Below are 18,363 nucleotides of genomic sequence, written 5' to 3'. Positions count from 1 at the left end.
CCGCGCGTTCTATACGTCTTTCTCTGTTCGCCGGGCTGGCCGCCCCCGCGTCGCCGCGCCAATCTTCCTCGAACCCGCGTCGTCGTGGCACCGAGCCTCCGTGTGGTCGCAACAGCAACACCGAGCTTCCTTGGAGCGTCAGCGTTGCTGAAGCACCAAGGTTCCACGTGGTCGCCGTGGCGGAAATGAGCTTCCTTGGGGCAACGGCCGAGGTGCACCACGCTGACTCGGAACCATGACGAGAGCGTCGGCGGGAGGGATCAGCGGTGACTCTGTGGGCGGATCACGGTCCTGCGTCTTTGCTTTGCTAACCGACTGTGGTGGCGAGCCACAGACCGGACAGCACGCCCAGCACGACAGAGCCGGCCGCCGTAACGTGCACGACGGCGGCGGGAGCGCTCTGGGCTGGGGTGACGTTGGCGGGGGTGACGTCGGCGGGGGTGACGTCGGCTGCGCTGCTCGCCGCCGACGCCGTGTGCTGGGTGAACGCGGGCGCGATCCAGCGCAGGTAGTAGAACAGGCTCGCCACCGTGTTGACGGCTGCCAGCACGACGAGCCAGCCGAATCCGCCGTCGCCTGCGGCAGTGAAGACGGCCAGCTTTCCGACGAAGACGCCGGTCGGCGGCGTGCCCACCAGGCTGAGCAGGCACACCGTCAGGCTCAGCACCAGCCATCGGCTGCGGGCGGCGGACGCGGCCCACTCGGAGATGGTGCGGGCCCGCGGCGCGACGGCGGCAGCGGCGAACGCACCTACGTTGGCGACGGCGTAGGCGGCCAGGTAGACCGCCAGCCCTGCGTCGGCCAGATCACTGCGGGCCGCGACCGCCACCGCCATCAGCACGTATCCGACCTGGCTGATGCTGGAGTAGGCGAGCAGCCGCAGCACCTCGGTCTGCCCGAAGGCGGCGAGATTCCCGAGCGTCATGCTGGCCGCCGCGATCGCCGCGACGAGCACCGGCACGTTCGCGTCCACATCTGCGAACGGCATGTCCACCAGGCGGAAGGCGGCGGCGAGCGCACCGACCTTGGGCACGGTGGTGATCACCGCGGCTGCGGCCGGACTGGCGCCCGCGGCGGCGTCCGGCAGCCAGAAGTGCATCGGCACCGCGCCCGCCTTGAACGCCATGCCGGCGAGCACGGCGAGGGCGCCGAGAGCGACCACGCCGGTCGGCGCCTGCGGCAGGCTCGCCTCGAGGGTGTCGTAGCGGGTCTGTCCGGCGGCCAGCATCAGCGTCGCCGCACCCAGCAGCATCAGTACTCCGACCAGTGCGCTCATCAGGTAGTACTTCAGGGTCGCTTCGACGCCGCGTGCATCCTTGGCGAAGCCCACCAGCGCATACAGCGGGATGCTGGCGAGCAGATAGGACGCGAGCAGCACGAGAAGGTCGGCGCTGGCGCTGAGCGCGATGGCGCCGATGCCGGCCAGCAGGACCAGCACGTACGCCTCAGTCTCGCGGTCATGGTGGGCGAACGCGGACCGGCAGAGGACGACCGCCGCGATCAGGGCGGCCGCGACGACGAGGCGGGTGACGCCCGTGGTGCCGTCGACGATCCACGTGTGGTGGAACGCCGTCTCGGTGCCACCCGGCAACGCTCCCGCCGTCGCGACGGCGCTGGCGACGCACGCGACGACGGCGATGACGGCGGCGCGCCGCTGCCGGTCACGCGGTGTCCACAGGCCCAGGAGCAATGCGGCCAGGGCGCCGGCCAGCAGCAGGAACTCCGGCAGAAGAACCAACGGGTCGACCATGCTGCCGCTCACCCGCCGAACACTGATGCCAGCGTCGTGGCCGCCGGCTCGACCACGTTCAGCAGCGCCCGCGGCGCCACCCCGATCAGCACGGACAGCGCGAGTAGCGGGACGACGGCGCCGACCTCCCAGCGGCTCAAGTCCGGCATGGGGCCGGTTCTGTTCTCGCTGCGGCCACGGTCCTCGCCGCCATCGTCGCCGTCGCCGTCATCGAACCGTCGTGCTCCGGCTCCGGCGCGAACCGGAACTCGCGCCGGTATCGCGGTGTCTCCGGTGAGCAGGCGTTGCAGCGCGAGCAGGAACAGACCGGCGGTGATCACGATGCCGCTGACGGCGATGATCGCGGGCACCGGCGCGGCCTGGATGGCTCCCGCGAAGATCTGGAACTCAGCGATGAAACCGGACAGTCCGGGCAGCCCGAGTGCCCCGAACGCGGCGACGGCCAGGCACGCGGCGAAGACGGGCGCGGGCCGGGCGAGACCGCCCCACTGGCTGAACTCGTGCGTGCGCCCGCGCGTCCACAGCACCCCGGAGAGCAGGAAGAGCGCGCCGGTGAGCAAGCCGTGGCTGACCATCTGGACGATCGCGCCGACGGCTGCGACCGCACCCGCGTCGGTGTCGGCCTGCCCGGCCAACCCGACGGCACCGAGAGCGAGCAGCACATATCCCATGTGGTTGACCGACGTGTAGGCGATCATCCGCTTCGCGTCGGTCTGCGCAAGTGCCACCAGCGCACCCCAGATGGCGCTGACCACGCCGACGATCACCACCACCATGGCCCATCGCTCCCACGCCTCCGGCAGCATCGGCATCGCGATCCGCGCGAACCCGTACGTGCCGAGCTTCAGCAGCACGCCGGCGAGGATCGCCGATCCGGGCGCGGGAGCGTCCGTGTGCGCGTCGGGCAGCCAGGTATGGAACGGGAACACGGGGGTCTTGATCGCCAGCCCCAGGCCGATCGCCAGCAGCACCAGGCCGGCGGCCAGCGGCGAGTCCCGCAGCGGCGGGTCGGCGGCGAGCGCCACCATGTCGAACGTCCGCTCGTCGGCGCCCAGGAAGAGACCGATGAAACCGACCAGCAACGCGAGCGAACCCAGGAAGGTGTAGAGGAAGAATTTCAGCGCGCTGCGCCGCCGGTCGCCGTGGCCCCAGCCGGCGATGACGAAGTACATCGCGACGATGCTCAGATCGAAGAAGACGAAGAACAGGATCAGGTCGAGTGCGGCGAACGCGCCCAGGCAGACGGTCTGCAGGAAGAGGAAGAGCGCCGCGTAGGTGCGGGGCCGCTGCCGTTCACGTACCGACCAGACGGCACAGGCGAGGAAGAGCACGGCGGACATCGCGATCAGCGGCAGCGAGACCCCGTCCACGCCGACGTGGTAACCCGCCTCCACCGTGGGGATCCAGTCGAGTCTGGCCTCGAACGCGATACCTCCGCCGGCTTCCTCGTCGGCGTAGCGCCACCAGAGCCAGCCGACGAGGACGACGTCGAGCGCCGCCGCCGCCACCCAGACGTGCGGGCACAGCCGGTCCGGGATCCGGGGTATCGCCAGCAGCAGAACCGCCACCGCGGCGGGCAGGAAGACGACGACCGTCAGCATCCGTGTTCACCTCATCGCCATGGATGACATCGCTCAACGCACCACGAGCAGCAGCAGGAACAAGGCCCCGAGACCGGCGGCGGCCGTGGCGTAGTACTGGTGCAGCAGCCCGCTCTGTGGTCGGCGCGCGGACTCGCCGATGGCTCGCAACGTCGACGCCACACCGCGGACGACGCGGTCGACCCTGGTGACGTCGCCGGTCGCCGCGGTGGTGGCGGCCAGCTGGACACTTCCGGCCACGTCGTGCACCAGCCGGTCGGCTGCCCCGTCGGCGGCGCCGATGCGTCCGGCGAGCCGTCGGACGCCGGCCCCCACACGCCGTGCGGCGCGATCGATGCCGTGGTCGTCGACCGCGGCGGCGAACCGCGCCACCGCCGCGACCGGCCGGGCGGAGAGCAGCCGGGGGAGCGCGGCCCAACGTGCCAGTACGGTCCGATCGAGCTCGGTGATCCTCCGTGGACGGGCCAGCGTCGCCGTGAGCGCGCCGACGGCGAGGGCGCCGGACAGCACCATCATCGACGCCGACGGGGCCGGCTCACCCGGCGCATCGAGGAGGTCCTTGACGGCGTCTGCGACGGCCGGAACGGCCACCACGCCCAGTCCTCCCGCCCCGACGATCAGGCCGGTCGCGACGGCGACGGCGCCACCCGGTACCCGGAGCGTCCCCGGCTCCTCCGTGTGCAGCGCTCCGGCGGGCGACGGCGGGCCGAGCACCGTCGCCAGAATCCGGCCGGCGTACACGGCGGCCAGCACGCCGGCGGCGAGTGCGGTGATGTGCAACGCCGCGCCGTCCACGCCGGCCAGCACCTCGTCTTTGGTGGCCCAGAGACCCAGCGGCGGCACACCGGCCAGGACCGCGCAGCCGAGCGCAGCGGCCGTGCCCATGGCGGGGTAGCGCCGGCCGGCCCCGCGCTGCCCGGCTGAGCCGCTGGTGCCGAGGGCGGTCAGCCAGGCGCCGACCGCCACGAACAGTCCCGCCTTGACGCCGGCATGGGCGAGCAGGTGTCCGAGGCCGCCGGCGCTCGCGCCTGCCCCGGCGGCCAGGACGACGAAACCGATCTGGGCGGCGGTGCTTGCCGCCAGCGCCTGTTTCAGATCGGACTGCGCGCAGGCCACGGCACCGAGGACCAGTGCGGTGACCGCTCCTACCCAGGCCGTGGTGGTCGCCGCCCAGGCGGTGATCTCCAGCAGCGGCAGGGCCCGCAACAGGAGATAACCTCCCGCGGCCACCATGGTGGCCGAGTGCAGCAGCGCGCTGACCGGGCTGGGACCCTGCATCGCGGCGGACAGCCACCCCGAGAACGGCAGCTGCGCGGACTTGCCGAAGGCGGCCACCAGGATGCCGGCGGCCGCGACGTGCCGCCATCCGTTGTCCATGCCGGACAGGGCGTCGAGACCGAGGGTGCCGGAACCGGCCAGCACGGCGCCGGCCGCGATGTACAGTCCGGTGTCGGCGCTGCGCGTGGTGACGAACGCGGTCGTCCCGGCCCGCACCGTGCCGGGCGTCCGCCAGTGGAAGCCGATGAGCGCGTAGGACATGGCGCCCATCACCTCCCACCCCAGCAGTAGTGCCGGGAGGGTCGTCGCGGTCACCGTGACCGACATCGCGGCGACGAACAGCAGCAGGAAACCGAAGAAGCGTGCGCGAGCGGCGTCCGCCGGAAGGTCGACGGTGCCGAACGCGACGACAGCCAGGCTGGTCAACCCGAGCATCACCAGCATCGCCGCGGAAAGGCCGTCGACTGCCAGGGCGAACGCACCCGAATCGACCGTCCGCACGAACGGAGCGGACACCGCCGGGCGGATGTCCGCCGCGACGACGGCGAGCCCGGTGACGGTGATCGTGGCGGCGGCCGCGACCGACCCGGCCGCCCGGTCGGCATGCCGGCCGGCCACCAGGAGCGCAGTGCCGGCCGCCGCGGGGAGCAGCACCAGCATCGCCAGCACGGACGATTCAGCGGCGGGCATGGTGCGGCCTCATCCGCGCAGGTCCTTGGCGTCGTCGACGGTGTCGACCTGCCGTGCCCGGTAGATCGCCACCGTCGCGGCGAACCCCATCGCCATCTCCACCGCCATCACGACCAGCGCGAGAACGACGAGCACCTGAGCGTCCGGCGCCGCCGGGGTGAGGAAATACCATGCCGAGGCGGCCGCCACGATCACGCCGTTCACCGCGAGTTCGAGACCCATCATGATCATGACGATGGACTGCTGGGACAAGGCGCCGAACAGGCCGACACCGATCAAGGCGGCGGCGAACGTCAGCAGGATCTCGAGCATCATCGCGGCAGCCCTCCGGGGATGGGATCGCGCGGCGGACGTGCGTCGAGGTTCGGGCCGAACCGGTCGTAGCGGCCGCGGTGCGTGGCCAGCACGGTTCCGGCGATGATGGTGGCGAACAGTGCGGCTGCGACCACCACCATCACCAGCATGTGGCTACCCATGAGCGCCTCGGCCAGCTGATGCGTGCTGTCCCGGCTGGGACGGCCTCGGGCGTCGGGCCAGTCGATGGTCCAGATGCCGGTGGTGAGCAGGGCGAAGACCGCGACGCCGACGGCGGCCGCGCCCCGGGTGTTGTGCATCATGGTCATCGGCATCAGCCCGCCCGGGTTCATCATGAACATGACCATGAACACGCCCATGATGGCCATCTCCATCGTCATCATCAGCGCCGTGACGACGGCCAGATAGGTGAGGTCGAGCGTCAGGACGATCCCGGCCACCGCCAGAAACGAGGCAAGCAGCGCATACGTGGCGCGCGCCATCGAGTCGACGGTGAACACGGCTCCGCCCGCCGCGACGGCGAGCACGCCCAGGACCGCCAGGGTGACGTCGGTCAGCATCGGGCCTCCTCCCGTGTCAGCCGTAGTACCCGGAGATAACGAGTAGAGCCACCGCCAGCGCCTGCACCAGCGTCGCCGGTATCAGCACGATCCAGGCCACGTCCATGAACCTCTCGGGCCGCACCACCGGCATCCGCCGGCCGGCCAGTATCATCGCGCCGATCACCAGCAGTGTCTTGATGAGCAGCCATGCCGTGCCGGGTAGCCAGGGCCCGTGTCCGCCACCGAGGAACAGCGTCGCCGCCATGGCCGCCGCCGAACCCAGGAACACGGCCCGGCCGGCCTCCACCGACAGCCGGTCCACGCCGGACAGTTCCGACATCACCCCGCCGGCGATGTCGGCGCCGGCCGGCGCGGAGAGCGGGCCCCAGAACGCGAACCCGGCGGCACCCAGCAGGAACGCGGCGAACGCCACCGGCATGGTGACGACGAACCACATGCCGTCCTGCGCCGCGACCACGGATTCGGCATTCAGCGAGCCGGCGCCGAGACCGGCGGTGATGATGGCGAACATCAGCGGCAGTTCGTAGGCCAGGCCCTGGGCGAGGAACCGATAGCCGCCGGTGAGCGCATGCACGGCGTTCGGGCCCCAGCCGGCCAGCCACACGGCGCCCCAGAGCAGCACCTCCATCGTGTTGAACCAGACCAGATCCGCGGTGGTGGAGAGCAGGCTGGACCCGGTGATCGGCACGACCGCGAGCGAACCGAACGCCAGCAGCGGCACTGCTACGCAGCCGATGCGCCACAGCAGCCGATCCGGTGCCAGAGTGGTGCGGCGCTGGGTGAGTAGCAGGCGCGTGGCACGCCGGATGGGGACACCGATCCCGTGCGCGTCCGCTGTGAGCACCGCGTGGTCGGTGGCGGCGAACACAGCGCCGAGGCCGAGCCCGACGAGCAGGACGAGCGCTGCCTCACCCATATGCCTCACTCATCTGCCCCGCCCATCTGTGTCTGGCCGGCGGTGGATGGTGTCGGCTGGGTCGATGCGCCGGACCCGCCGTCGGTGTCGATCTCGAGGCTGGCCACGATCAGTCGGATCGCCGCCAGGTCTTGCCCGTCGACGAGTGCTTCGACGTCGGTCCACGTGCGCGGGGAACCTGCCGCGCCGCCGGGAGGGCCCGCCGCGTCGCCTTCAGAGCCAGTCGTGCCGCGAGAGTTCGCGACACCGTCCAGGACGTGGTCGCACCACTGGTGCACCCGGTCCAGCACAGCGTCGATGCCGCCGACGGACCACCGCAACGTGGCGGAACGCCGGATCCGGCGGACAGTACGCCGAGCGGAGCCGTCTGCACGTGCGTCGTTGACGGTGCCGCCACGGAGCACGTCATGACGGACGCGCCGGGTCCGTGTGGCGGCGGCGGGCCAGCCTGCGACGTCGAGGAACCGGGCCAGTCGGTCCAGCCAGTCCAGCAGCGTCACGTCCTCCGCGCTTAGGTCGCTCCAGGCACCCAAGCCGCTCACGCCGCCTGGGTCGCTCAAGCCGCTCACGCCGGCCGGGTCGCTCAAGCCGCTCGCGCCGCCCGCGTCGCGCAAGCCGCTCGCGCCGCCCGCGTCGCGCAAGCCGCTCAAGCCTCCCGGATCGTCAGGGTCGCCCGGGTCTCCCGGTCTGCGCGGAGCGGGCCGATCGATCCACGATGCGTGCACGCCGGTGAGCACGTCGCCCTGCATGCGCCCCTCGATCACCAGACCGGTCGGCCAAGACGGCAGGACAGGTCCGAGGCGCACGTGCAGCGAGTCCAGCTCGAGCCCGTCTCGATCCGGCGCGGTGCCGGCCATCGGCAGGCCCGCCGCGTCGTGTCCGCCGTGTTCATGGCCCTGCTGATCGTGATGGTGGCCGTCGCCACCGTCGTCGTGATCGCCGTCGTTGCCGCCGTCGTCATGATCGTCGTCGTGGTGGTGCTCGTCGTGGGAACGGTTCTGTGGCAGGAACTCACCGGGGTCGTCGGTGCGGGGCTCCGGCTGCCGCGCCATGTCGAGAAGCGCGGCGTGCGAGCGGTCGAGCGCCGTACTGATGTCTGCACCAGGCTGGATGTCCCATCGCTGCCGCGGCGCCGGCACCTGCGACCACACCACATCCAAGGCGGCCTGCAGATTCGGCCCCGGCTCACCGAGCACCAGCAGGAGGTCGGCGTCGGCAGGAGAGCGGGCGATCGGCCATCGACGCCGGTCGAGCTCCGCCTCCAGCTGCCAGCGCAACACGGTGGTCCCGGGGGAGTCGGCGACGAGGACCGTCGGCCGTGCGAACGCCCAGCCGACGACGCGCCGGGCCAGGTGGTCGAGCCGACCCCTCAGCTCCATCGCAGGGCACCCTCACGCCACGCGTAGACCACCCCGACCATCAGCACCGCCAGAAACCCGAACATCTCGACGACGGCGGAGCCACCCTTCTCGGCCACGATGACCGCCCACGGATACATGAAGACCATCTCCATGTCGAAGGCGAGGAACACGACGGTCACCGCGTACCAGCGTGCGTGGTACCGGGACAGTGCATGCTGCTGGGGAACGGCGCCGGACTCATACGGCAGGGCATGCAGCGGACGGCGGGCCGCCCGCAGCGCCAGCGACGTTCCGTAGAGAGCCAGCACAACGGTGCCGGCCAGCACCAACAGCCACACGGTCTGCACGAACCCTCCTCTCGTCCGGCCACGTCTGTCGCCGTGCCGTCGTCGCCATCGTCGTCGCCGTCGCGTCTGCCGGCTGCCGTGGCCGTCGTGGCTGTCGTCGCTAGCGGCGCATCACCGACCGGGTGGCCGCCGCGGCGCCGGCGGCTGCCAAGGCCGTGGCCGCCAGGCCGGTCAGGGCAGCTCGGTGCCGGGACAGCCACATCCGGGTGCTCCTTCCGCGGGCGTCCGCGGAGAACGGCCCATGCACCCCGTAATCGGTACCGCCGACGCCGTCGGCGGGTTTCCAGAGGTTCCCCGGCCGGGGCGCGCGCACCGGAGTGTCGGTCTGCTGCGCGCCGAACCCGGTGCGCGCCAGATACCGGTCGAGCAGACCTGGAGCGAGCTTGTTGGCGGCGATCGTGGCGGCGGCGTTGAACGACGCGTCGTACTCACGCCGTCGCGGATGATCGGCCGCGTACAGAATGGCCCGAGCGGCGACGCTGGGCTGGAAGATCGGCGGCACGGGTTGCGGCTGTCGGTCCAGCCGGGACAAGGCCCACTCGAACTGCGGTGTGTTGACGGCCGGCAGCTGCACCATGGTGATGTGCACGTCGCTGCCGTCGTGCAGAAGCTCGCTGCGCAGCGCCTCGGTGAAACCCTGAATGGCGTGCTTCGCTCCGCAGTATGCCGTCTGCAGGGGGATGCCTCGGTAGGCGAGAGCGGAACCGACCTGGACGATGGTGCCGTGATCGCGGGGGAGCATCCGATCCAGCGCGGCGCGGGTGCCGTGCACGAACCCGTGATACGTGACATCGGTGACGCGCCGGTACTCGGCCGGCTCGATCTCGGTGAACGGCGCGAAGATGGTCGTGAACGCATTGTTGACCCAGATGTCGATCGGGCCCAGCGCCGACTCGACGCGCTGTGCGGCGAGTTCCACCTGATCGTAGTCGGCCACGTCGGCCTCGACCGGCATGGCGCTGCCGCCTGCCCGTGTGACCTCGTCCGCGGCGTTGCTCAGGCCTTCCGCGCCGCGTGCCAGCAGACCCACCCGGTCGCCTCGGGAACCGAACAGGATGGCGGCGGCCCGGCCGATCCCGGCGCTGGCCCCGGTCACCACCACGGTCTTCGGCCGGCGCGCATCCCCGGACAACCTCCGTCGCAGCGCCGCCGAGGCGCGTTCGCGGATCTCAGCCATGTTCCACCGAGTACCCCGTGCAGCGGACGAGATTCGCCCGCCGTACGTCGCCGCCTCACCGCATGCTCTCCTCAGCACACCACGTCAGCGCACCACGTCGCTCCACGTCAGTGCCTCACGTCAGCACACCACGTCAGCGCACCACGTCGCTCCACGTCAGTGCCTCACGTCAGCGCACCACGTCGCTCCACCACGTCGCCTCACGATGTCATCCCACCCAGTACTGGTCGTGGATGCGCCGGTTCAGGGCCAGGCCGTGCCCGGGCTCCGACCTGGAAGGTCGCACACTCCCGCCGCGCGGATCCAACACCTCTTCGAACAGCATCGACTCGATCCGGTGATGATCGGAGAACCACTCGATGTGCCGGAAGTTCTGTGTGGCGACGGCGGCGTGTGCGGAGACGTTGGGGGCGGAGTGCGCGGAGATCTCCAGGCCGTGTGCAGCGGCAAGAGCCGCGATCCGCAGCCACTCGGTGTAGCCGCCGCACCGGGTCACGTCTACCTGCACACAGTCCAACGCACGCGCGTCGATCATCCGGGTGAAGTACTGCAGGTGATAGCCGTACTCGCCGGCCGTGACGTCGGCCGCCACCGCCCCCCGGACGCGCCGCAGCCCGTCCAGGTCATCGCTGGAGACAGGCTCCTCGAACCACGTGACGCCGTGCTCAGCCAACCGCTGGCCGACACGGACGGCTTGGCCGACGGTATAGCCGCCGTTCGCGTCGACGTAGAGCTCGGCGTCCGGTCCGGCCACCCGGCGGGCAAGAGCCACCCGGGTCAGGTCACGAGCGACGTTGCCGCCCCAGGCTTCGGCGATCTTGAGCTTGAACCTCGGAACCGCCCGCTCGTGCACCCACTGCTCCAGTTCCTCGGTGAGCCGGGCGTCGTCGTAGGTGGTGAAGCCTCCGCTCGCATACACCGGTACCCGGTTGTGGACGCGGCCGAGCAACCGGCTGACCGGGACCCCGACGGTCTTCGCGGCAGCGTCCCACAGCGCGATGTCCACGGCGGACATCGCGCAGGAGACCAGTCCCGGCCGGCCGTCGTTGCGGATCCGGTGCTGCATGGCCAGCCAACAGCCCGGCACGTCCAGCAGCGGCCGTCCCAGCACCACGTCGGCCAGCGAGCCGTGGATGATCGGCACGCATGCACGGTCCGCGTAGGTGTACCCGAGCCCGGTCACGTCGCCTGCCCGCACGTGCACCATGATCACGGTGGTGCTGTCCCATTCCAGGGTTCCGTCGGCCTCCGGCACCGGCGTCGGTATCAGCAGCACCGTGGCGTCGAGCCCGTCGATGGCCGGGTCGGGCATCTCAGCGGCCGGGCATGGCTTCCTGGAGCTTGGTCTTCGCCCCCTGCACCATGATCCGCCAGGCGTTCGGATCTCCCTTCAACAGCGCCTCAGTAGTGGATTTGATCTGGTCGAACGTGGCATGCGGCGGGATCGGCGGGATCTCCGGGTCGCAGACGACGTCCAGCACCACAGGACGGTCGGCCGCCAACGCGCGATCCCATGCCGCGCCGAGCTCGTCCGGAGACTCGACCCTGATCCCTTCCAGGCCGGCCATCCGCGCCATCTCGGCATAGGAGAAGTCCGGGATGGTCTGCGACTCCTCGAACTTCGGCGCGCCGCCCATGGCCCGCAGCTCCCAGGTGACCTGGTTGAGATCGTTGTTGTGGAAGACACAGACGACGAGCCGCCGGTCCTCCCAGAGATCCTGGTACCTGGCGATGGTGAGCAGCTCGGCCATGCCGTTCATCTGCATCGAGCCGTCACCCTCGAGCGCGATGACCGGCCGCTCCGGATGGGCGAACTTGGCGCCGATCGCGTACGGGACGCCAGGACCCATGGTGGCGAGAGTGCCGGAGAGCGACCCGCGCATCCGGCCGCGGAACTTCAGGTTGCGCGCGTACCAGTTGGTGGAGGAACCCGAGTCCGCGGTGACGATCGCGTCGTCGGGGATCCGCGCCGAGAGCTCGTGCACCACCCGGATCGGGTTGACCAGGTGTGCCTCGACCATCGCTTGCTGCTCCATCGTCTCCCACCAGGAGGCGACGTTGCTCTCGATCGTCTCGCGCCAGCTCCGGTCCGCCTTCGGCTCCAGCTGCGACAGCATCGCGCGCAGCGTCGCCTTGGCCTCACCCACGAGGTTCACCTCGGTGGGGTAGCGCATCCCGATCAAGGTGCCGTCGAGGTCGATCTGGACGGCGCGGGCCTGGCCGAACTCGGGGAGGAACTGCGCGTACGGCAGGTTGGAACCGACGATCAGCAGCGTGTCGCAGTCGCGCATCATCTCGTAGCTCGGGCGGGTGCCGAGCAGTCCGATCGCCCCGGTCACGTATGAGAGGTCGTCCGGCAGCACGTCCTTGCCGAGCAATGCCTTCGCCACGCCGGCGCCCGTCGCTTCGGCCACCTGACGTACCTCCTCGGCGGCGTTGCGAGCGCCCTGGCCGATGAGGATGGCCACCTTCTCGCCGGCGTTGAGGACCTCGGCGGCCGCGGCGATCTCGTCGTCGGGTGGGATCACCACCGAATGCGAGACGCTCGGCGGGCTGGACGGCACCTGCTTGAACTCGTGCTCGGGCGGCTCATACTCCTGCTCTTGCAGGTCCGACGGGATGATCACCGCGGTAGGGGACCGCCGGGCCTCGGCGGTTCGGATCGCTCGGTCCAGCGCGTTCGGAAGTTGCGTGGAGACGTTCACCTCGACGATGTAGTCGGACGCGACATCCTTGAACAGCGACTGCAGGTCGACCTCCTGCTGGTAGTGCCCGCCCATCGCGCTGCGCGCGGTCTGGCCGACGATGGCGACGACGGGGACATGGTCCAGCTTGGCGTCGTAGAGGCCGTTGAGCAGGTGGATCGCTCCCGGACCGGAGGTGGCCATGCAGACGCCCACTTTGCCGCTGAACTTGGCGTAACCGACCGCCTGGAAGGCCGACATCTCCTCGTGCCTGGACTGAACGAACCGTGGCTCGTTATCGGCCCGTCCGAACGCCGCGAGGATGCCGTTGATACCGTCACCGGGGTAGCCGAACACGTGGTCGACGTCCCATTCACGAAGTCGTTGCAAGACGTAATCGCCGATGGTCTTGGCCATGTTTCCTCCTCGCTTACCGGGGCACCTCGAGGAGGTACCCGATGGCTACCGGATCAACCGCCGTAGCAGGGAGCGGGGCGGGCTCACCGTGCTGCGATCGCCGGAGGCGGCGTTCGGCACGGCGGTGCTGGCGGCGCGCGCGTTCAGCCGGGGTCGATGAGCGTCAGCCCCGTGGTCTCGTCGTAGCGGCGGGCGAGTTCGGCGGGAGACTCGGTGACCATCACCTCGAGCGTCGGACGGGTGACGGCGTGCAACAGGTGTCCGCCGCGCGTGGTCCCGTCTCGTCGGCCGACCACCACGTGTGCGTGGATCCGTCGGTCCTCCCCGGAGCCCACCATGTCGCCGGCCATCGTCAGCACCTCGACTTGTTCCTCGACCGGGATCTCCAGGTAGCGGGTCTGATCCAGGTCGAAGTAGCCGAGGGTGACCGACTCGAAGGCCCCGATGGCGGTGAAATGTGACGTGCTGATGCCCTCAGCCGAGGCGAACTCGCGCAGTTTGTCCAGCACGGGCTCGCCTGTGTCGAGCACCACCGCGTATGTCTGTGGAGTGCTCACGCCCAGCTTCTTGCTACGCATCAGCTGTGCTGCCGCTTTCCTGCCCGGGTGCGTTCCGGATCGGGCGCGCTCTCCTTAGGGAACCGCCGTAGAAACTCGGCCTCGAGCGCCAACATGCGCTCGGTGTGCGCGTGTAGCGCGGACTCGGTGCCGCCGAGCAACGTATCGTGCCGGGTCTGGTGCAGATGTGCGATCTCGCGCCGCAGATCGTCGTCGGACAGATTCGCGGGCGGGATGCCATGAGGTCGAAGTGCCATGGTGCGTCATTACCCGTCAAGCGTCGCGACTGATGAGATCGATGACAGTCTTTCCGTTCTGCGGCATCGTGCCTCCCAGACAGTGTTGAGATGGATGAATGGCGACAGACGATCGCCGATGTCCGATGGACTACCCCGCTGCACGATCGGAAAACCGCCTGTGGATGGTGGACGCCACGGGAGGGGGACGGGCTGGCCGGGATGCCTGAAGATGGTTGAAATGCCTCTGGTCTGGGCGGCGCGGACGATCGCAGTCCGCGGGGACCGGTGACATCAGCGATCCGCCTTGCGTTCGTATGTGTGTTCGATATAGAGTGTGTTTATCAGTGTTGGAGCGGTGCTGTTTCTGATTTCCGCTCGGTGTGTTTGAGTTCTGTGGTGGTTGGTGTGGGTTCGGCGGGTGCGGCCGGCCCGGTCCGTTGACCGTTGTGCCTTTTGGAGGCCGGCCGCCATGTCCGTTCAACCCCATCCCAGCGACGACGACGCCGTGCCCCGCGGTAGCGGCGACGAGCGTGCCCACCACGACACGCGCCGCGGCGACAGTCAGCGCCGCGACGGCGACGGCGAGCCCCGCCGTAGTAATGGCGACGGCGGGGAGCGCCGCAACGACGATGACGGCGCCGACGAGCGTCCCCACACCGATGACGAGGGCCTCAGCGACGGTCAGCACCGCGATAACGACCGCGACGTGCCGGTGCGGCGTGGTGGTGATGCCGCGTCCCGCCGCCGCGCCGACCAGCCCGGCCACGCTAGCCACGGCGTCGGCGGTGGCGGCGAGGACTCTGGCGGTGGTGGTGGTGGGCCGTGGCCGGTTCCGCAGGGCCTGGATGCGGTGCCGGCGGGTGCGGAGTTGGTGGCGATGTTGGAGGACATCCCGATCGCGGGAGTGTCCGGTCGTGACACGGTCGAGGTGATGAAGGCGGCCTACCGGCAGGCCACCCGGGATCGGGCGTTGTTCTTGTTGTGTCTGCTGGAGACCGGGATGCGGGTACCCGGTTCGGCGGACACGCTGCAGCGGGTACAGGTGCCGGGGGAGTTTGCCCCGGAGGAGGCCCGCGCGGCGTTGGTGTGGTCGCGTTCACGCGCCGGGCGGGTGTTCGGTTTCGCCTACGACATCCATCATCGGCTGCCGATGCTGGGTCAGGCGATGCTGGCCGGGGTGTTGGACGAGCCCCGCGCGCAGGCGTTCGTGTCTTGGACCGACGGCCTCGATGATGATCAGGCCGGTTACATCTGCGCCTTCCTGCTCCCGGATGCGCCGGGGTTGACGGTGGCGGAGTTGATCGATGCGATCAAGAAAGCCGCGATCGCGATCGATCCGGAGTTCGCGGAGAAGAAGTACCGCAAAGCGATCCGGGGTCGGCGGGTGGTGGGTTCGCGTAACCCTGACGGCAGCGCGAACGTGGCCGGTTACGATCTGCCCATCGATCGTGCCGCTGCTGCGTGTGAGCGTATCGATGTGTTGGCGCGGGCGTGTAAGAAGGCCGGTGATACCCGCAAGATCGACCACATCCGGGTCGATCTGTTCCTGGGCATGCTCGACGGGAGTCTGGAAGATCTCGACGAAGACCAGATCATCACCCACATCCTCAACCACCCCTTCACCGACGACACCACCACCAACACCAGCGGCGGAACCGGCCGTCCCAGCGGCGATGGCACCGCCACCAGCAACGGCAACGACTGCCCCAGCAACGACCCCGACAACGGCACCGACGACGACCACAGCCACGGTGACGACCCCGACGATAATGACGGTCCCGACGACAGCCCCGGTGGTTCCGACGACCAGGGCAACGGCAGCGACCCCGACGGCGACGACGACGGCGGCGACGGTCCTGGTGGTTCCGACGACCAGGGCGACGGCAGCGACCCTGACGGTTCGGGCGGTTCCGACGACGGTAGCGACCCTGACGGTTCGGGCGGTTCCGACGACGACGGCGGTCCTGGTGACCGCTCCGGCGGTTCCGACGCTCCGGGTGGCGGTAGCGGGCCTGACGCTCCCGACGACGACAGCCCCGGTGACGACGGCTCCGGTGACGATGGCTCCGGTGACGACGGCGCCGGCGACGGTGGCCCTGGCTCTGGCGGCGGCCCGGCGAGCCGTGACTCCGGCCAGCGCGGCGACAAGGGTGGCCCCTCCAGCACTCCTCCGACCAGCACGAACATGTCCGGTCCTCACGATGACGCGGGCACGACTGGCCCTGCCGGCGACAACACAGCCTCGGCTGATGCGGCTGGTGCTGCGGGTGCGTCATCGTCGCGCCCTGGTGTGGGTGGTTGGTCGGTGCCGGAGTTGCGTATCGGGTTGGCGAGCCTGCTCGGTGTGGACGAGCACCCCGGTGAGATACCCGCCTGGGACTTCGTTCCCGCCGCCGTGGCCCGCCAGATCGCCGCACGAATGCACTCCGCGCAGTGGCGGTTCGCCATCTGCAACGACGACGGGCAGTTGATCCAGACCGGGATCACCACTGCCCGGCCCCGCTCACCGGATGGGCAAGTGGTGCGTCGGGATGCCCGCCGTGGCGGGATCCTCGAGCTGCATGTCACCATCTCGATGCTGGCCCGCCTGGCCACCCTCGTCCACACGGACGCGAACGTGGACGCGGACGCCCGGGTGGCGGACGAGCCTGCCCACGCCCAGATACCGGTGCAGGAGTGTGCCCGCTGGGCCGCGGCCATCACCGACTGGGCGGCGGTCATCACCGACCTCGCCCACCAACACACCACCGCCACCGCCGGCGAGACCACCACCGGCACCGGCACCGAGATGGGCTCCGGCGCGGGGGCGGGTTCACGCTCCGGGTCCGGCGCGGGGACAGGCTCGGATGACGACGCGGACGCGGGCGTGCGTCGGCGTCGCGCCGGGGCGGGGCTGCGCCGGCACATCCAGATCCGGGACCGCTGCTGCACACACCCGACGTGTCGCATGCCCGCCGTACGCACCGACCAAGACCACGAACACGAATTCTGCCTCGGCGGGCTCACCGTCGCGGGCAACCTGGCCTGCCTATGCCGCCACGACCACCGCCTACGCCACGACGGCGGCTGGAAAGCCCACCGCCCCGACACCGGCACCACCATCTGGCACAGCCCGCTCGGACACCGCTACACCAACCGCGCCCCAGCGATCATCCCCACCCTGCCCAACCCCCACCCCGCAACCACCAGGAACGACCACCACACCAACGACGACAGTGACGATGCCGGCGACGGCGGGCACGGCAGTAAGGCGCGTGTGGCCGAGAAACTACGCCGCATCCGCCACGCCACCACCTCCGCGGCCGCGGACCAGCGTGATCGCCACACCCACAGCGGCGATCACACGGGAGAGACGACGGAGCCCGGCAACAGCACAGGACCCGATGACATGAGGTGTGGCACCGCAGAGGAGAACACGACGACAAGTCCCAGCGAACAACGACTCAGCGTCCGTCCCGAAGACGACGAAATCCCGCCCTTCTGACGGCAGACCGGTAGCGGAGACCGGGTAGCCACGGCTGAGTCACCGTCGATTCGGGGTGCGCCGCAGGCTGCTACACCGCTGGAGAAGCCTGTGTTGCCGGCGTCGCCTTACATCGCGGCCTGATTCAGCACGGCGAGCAGATCTTCACCGAGGCCTTCCAGACCGCTGCGGCCACGTTTCGCGGACCGGTCGGCGGCGGCTCTGGATGATGGTCTGAGGCATTCGTCGAGCAACCTGTGGAACTCCTCGTCGGTGAGCTGATCGACCGTCGATGCCAGCGGCCAGTCCAGCACGGATACCTGTCGGATCACCTTGCCACCGCCGGAGACGGGATCGATGGCCACGGCCGGCACGCCGTGGCGCAGCGCCAGGACGAGCCCGTGCAACCGGGTAGTCACCACGGCGTCTGCCCGGGCCAGAACGGCTTCGACGTGAGTGGTGTCGCGGTTGACGAGCTCTCTTGGGTCGACGCGCGTATCCAGCGGAACGACCGCCACGTCTCGCTGGGCGAGCAAGCCCTCGATCCGGTTGTGGACGTCATCGGGCCGCGCCGTCGGGTACTCGGGCTGGGCGTGTGCGCGCACCAATGCCACCACTGGCGGAAGGTGACGTTCCGGGGCGCCGAGGGCGAGATCAGGAGTCACGGTCTCGTCGTCGTCACGGGGGAGGACGGTGTCGAACGCCTCGGCCGTACCGTCGACGACCGAGACCCCCACCGCGATCTTGGCGCAATGGCTGAACCGCGTCAGCAGGTCCTCGATCTGCCGACCCGCTGCCGGGCCACAGACGAAGACGACGTGGCTGTAATCACCCGGATCGACAGCGTCAAGGTGTATCTCCGGGTTGAACGCCGACGAGTAGGCGATGTCGTGTGCGACGTCGGCCCTATCCAGCCACTCGTGTACCCATTCCGCTGCCGCCAGGTCACCAGCGGTCGCCTCACCGTGCTCGAACGAGAACCATCCCGTCACCATGATTCGCATG

16 protein-coding genes are annotated in these 18,363 nt (G+C 69.9%); 2 read left to right on the top strand and 14 right to left on the bottom strand.

What is annotated here, in order from left to right; translation table 11 throughout:
* Window positions 1-307 precede the first annotated feature (307 nt).
* The 11 genes from G1H10_RS17865 to G1H10_RS17815 form a co-directional block, all read right to left on the bottom strand.
* Entirely contained in the window at window positions 308-1,762 is a 1,455-nt protein-coding gene (locus tag G1H10_RS17865; protein ID WP_216853389.1) for an NADH-quinone oxidoreductase subunit N, read from the bottom strand.
* Window positions 1,759-3,351: a complex I subunit 4 family protein gene (locus G1H10_RS17860; RefSeq protein WP_163740243.1), complete on the bottom strand. Its 1,593-nt coding sequence runs from the start codon at window positions 3,349-3,351 to the stop codon at window positions 1,759-1,761. Before G1H10_RS17860 ends, G1H10_RS17865 begins: the two co-directional genes overlap by 4 nt.
* Window positions 3,352-3,384: 33 nt before the next feature.
* Window positions 3,385-5,319: a proton-conducting transporter transmembrane domain-containing protein gene (locus G1H10_RS17855; protein ID WP_163740242.1), complete on the bottom strand. Its 1,935-nt coding sequence runs from the start codon at window positions 5,317-5,319 to the stop codon at window positions 3,385-3,387.
* A 9-nt stretch (window positions 5,320-5,328) separates the two neighbouring features.
* Window positions 5,329-5,634, bottom strand: a complete 306-nt coding sequence (locus G1H10_RS17850) for an NADH-quinone oxidoreductase subunit NuoK (RefSeq protein ID WP_163740240.1) — start codon at window positions 5,632-5,634, stop codon at window positions 5,329-5,331.
* The gene (locus G1H10_RS17845; protein WP_163740238.1) at window positions 5,631-6,194 is read right to left on the bottom strand and encodes an NADH-quinone oxidoreductase subunit J; all 564 of its coding nucleotides are present in this window, start codon (window positions 6,192-6,194) and stop codon (window positions 5,631-5,633) included. Before G1H10_RS17845 ends, G1H10_RS17850 begins: the two co-directional genes overlap by 4 nt.
* Before the next feature lie 16 nt (window positions 6,195-6,210).
* A complete protein-coding gene (locus G1H10_RS17840) occupies window positions 6,211-7,113 on the bottom strand; it encodes an NADH-quinone oxidoreductase subunit H (protein WP_163740236.1) in 903 nt (300 codons plus the stop codon).
* Window positions 7,114-7,118: 5 nt separating this feature from the next.
* Complete coding sequence (locus G1H10_RS17835; RefSeq protein WP_163740235.1) at window positions 7,119-8,492, bottom strand: hypothetical protein; 1,374 nt, start codon at window positions 8,490-8,492, stop codon at window positions 7,119-7,121.
* Window positions 8,483-8,812 (bottom strand): NADH-quinone oxidoreductase subunit A, encoded by a 330-nt coding sequence (locus tag G1H10_RS17830; RefSeq protein WP_376778633.1) that lies wholly within the window; start codon window positions 8,810-8,812, stop codon window positions 8,483-8,485. The genes G1H10_RS17835 and G1H10_RS17830 overlap by 10 nt, the downstream gene beginning before the upstream one ends.
* A 109-nt stretch (window positions 8,813-8,921) precedes the next feature.
* Window positions 8,922-9,998, bottom strand: a complete 1,077-nt coding sequence (locus G1H10_RS17825; protein ID WP_163740232.1) for an SDR family oxidoreductase — start codon at window positions 9,996-9,998, stop codon at window positions 8,922-8,924.
* 208 nt (window positions 9,999-10,206) lie between these two features.
* The gene (locus tag G1H10_RS17820) at window positions 10,207-11,310 is read right to left on the bottom strand and encodes an enolase C-terminal domain-like protein (protein WP_163740230.1); all 1,104 of its coding nucleotides are present in this window, start codon (window positions 11,308-11,310) and stop codon (window positions 10,207-10,209) included.
* A 1-nt stretch (window position 11,311) separates the two neighbouring features.
* Window positions 11,312-13,099 carry a thiamine pyrophosphate-requiring protein gene (locus tag G1H10_RS17815; RefSeq protein WP_163740228.1) on the bottom strand — a complete coding sequence of 596 codons (1,788 nt, stop codon included), beginning with the start codon at window positions 13,097-13,099 and terminating at the stop codon, window positions 11,312-11,314.
* On the opposite strand from G1H10_RS17815, the gene G1H10_RS17810 reads away from it, so the two are divergent.
* On the top strand, window positions 13,098-13,259 hold the full coding sequence (locus G1H10_RS17810) for a hypothetical protein (protein ID WP_163740227.1): 162 nt from the start codon (window positions 13,098-13,100) through the stop codon (window positions 13,257-13,259). The genes G1H10_RS17815 and G1H10_RS17810 overlap by 2 nt on opposite strands.
* Here G1H10_RS17810 and G1H10_RS17805 read toward each other — a convergent pair.
* Window positions 13,243-13,656, bottom strand: coding sequence for a PPC domain-containing DNA-binding protein (locus G1H10_RS17805; RefSeq protein WP_216853388.1), 414 nt, complete (start codon window positions 13,654-13,656; stop codon window positions 13,243-13,245). The two genes, G1H10_RS17810 and G1H10_RS17805, sit on opposite strands and share 17 nt — an antisense overlap.
* A 20-nt stretch (window positions 13,657-13,676) precedes the next feature.
* On the bottom strand, window positions 13,677-13,913 hold the full coding sequence (locus tag G1H10_RS17800) for a DUF6158 family protein (RefSeq protein WP_163740222.1): 237 nt from the start codon (window positions 13,911-13,913) through the stop codon (window positions 13,677-13,679).
* A gap of 451 nt (window positions 13,914-14,364) precedes the next feature.
* On the opposite strand from G1H10_RS17800, the gene G1H10_RS17795 reads away from it, so the two are divergent.
* Window positions 14,365-17,379, top strand: coding sequence for an HNH endonuclease signature motif containing protein (locus tag G1H10_RS17795; RefSeq protein WP_163740221.1), 3,015 nt, complete (start codon window positions 14,365-14,367; stop codon window positions 17,377-17,379).
* A gap of 107 nt (window positions 17,380-17,486) precedes the next feature.
* Here the strand turns inward: G1H10_RS17795 and G1H10_RS17790 are convergent, their stop codons facing one another.
* The gene (locus G1H10_RS17790) at window positions 17,487-18,362 is read right to left on the bottom strand and encodes a polysaccharide pyruvyl transferase family protein (RefSeq protein WP_216853387.1); all 876 of its coding nucleotides are present in this window, start codon (window positions 18,360-18,362) and stop codon (window positions 17,487-17,489) included.
* Between the last annotated feature and the right edge of the window lies 1 nt (window position 18,363).

It is taken from the genome of Phytoactinopolyspora halotolerans, assembly GCF_010550675.1.
Taxonomy (GTDB): Bacteria; Actinomycetota; Actinomycetes; order Jiangellales; family Jiangellaceae; genus Phytoactinopolyspora; species Phytoactinopolyspora halotolerans.
Note: the sequence above shows the minus strand (reverse complement) of the source record. Positions and strands in the feature narration are given on the sequence as shown.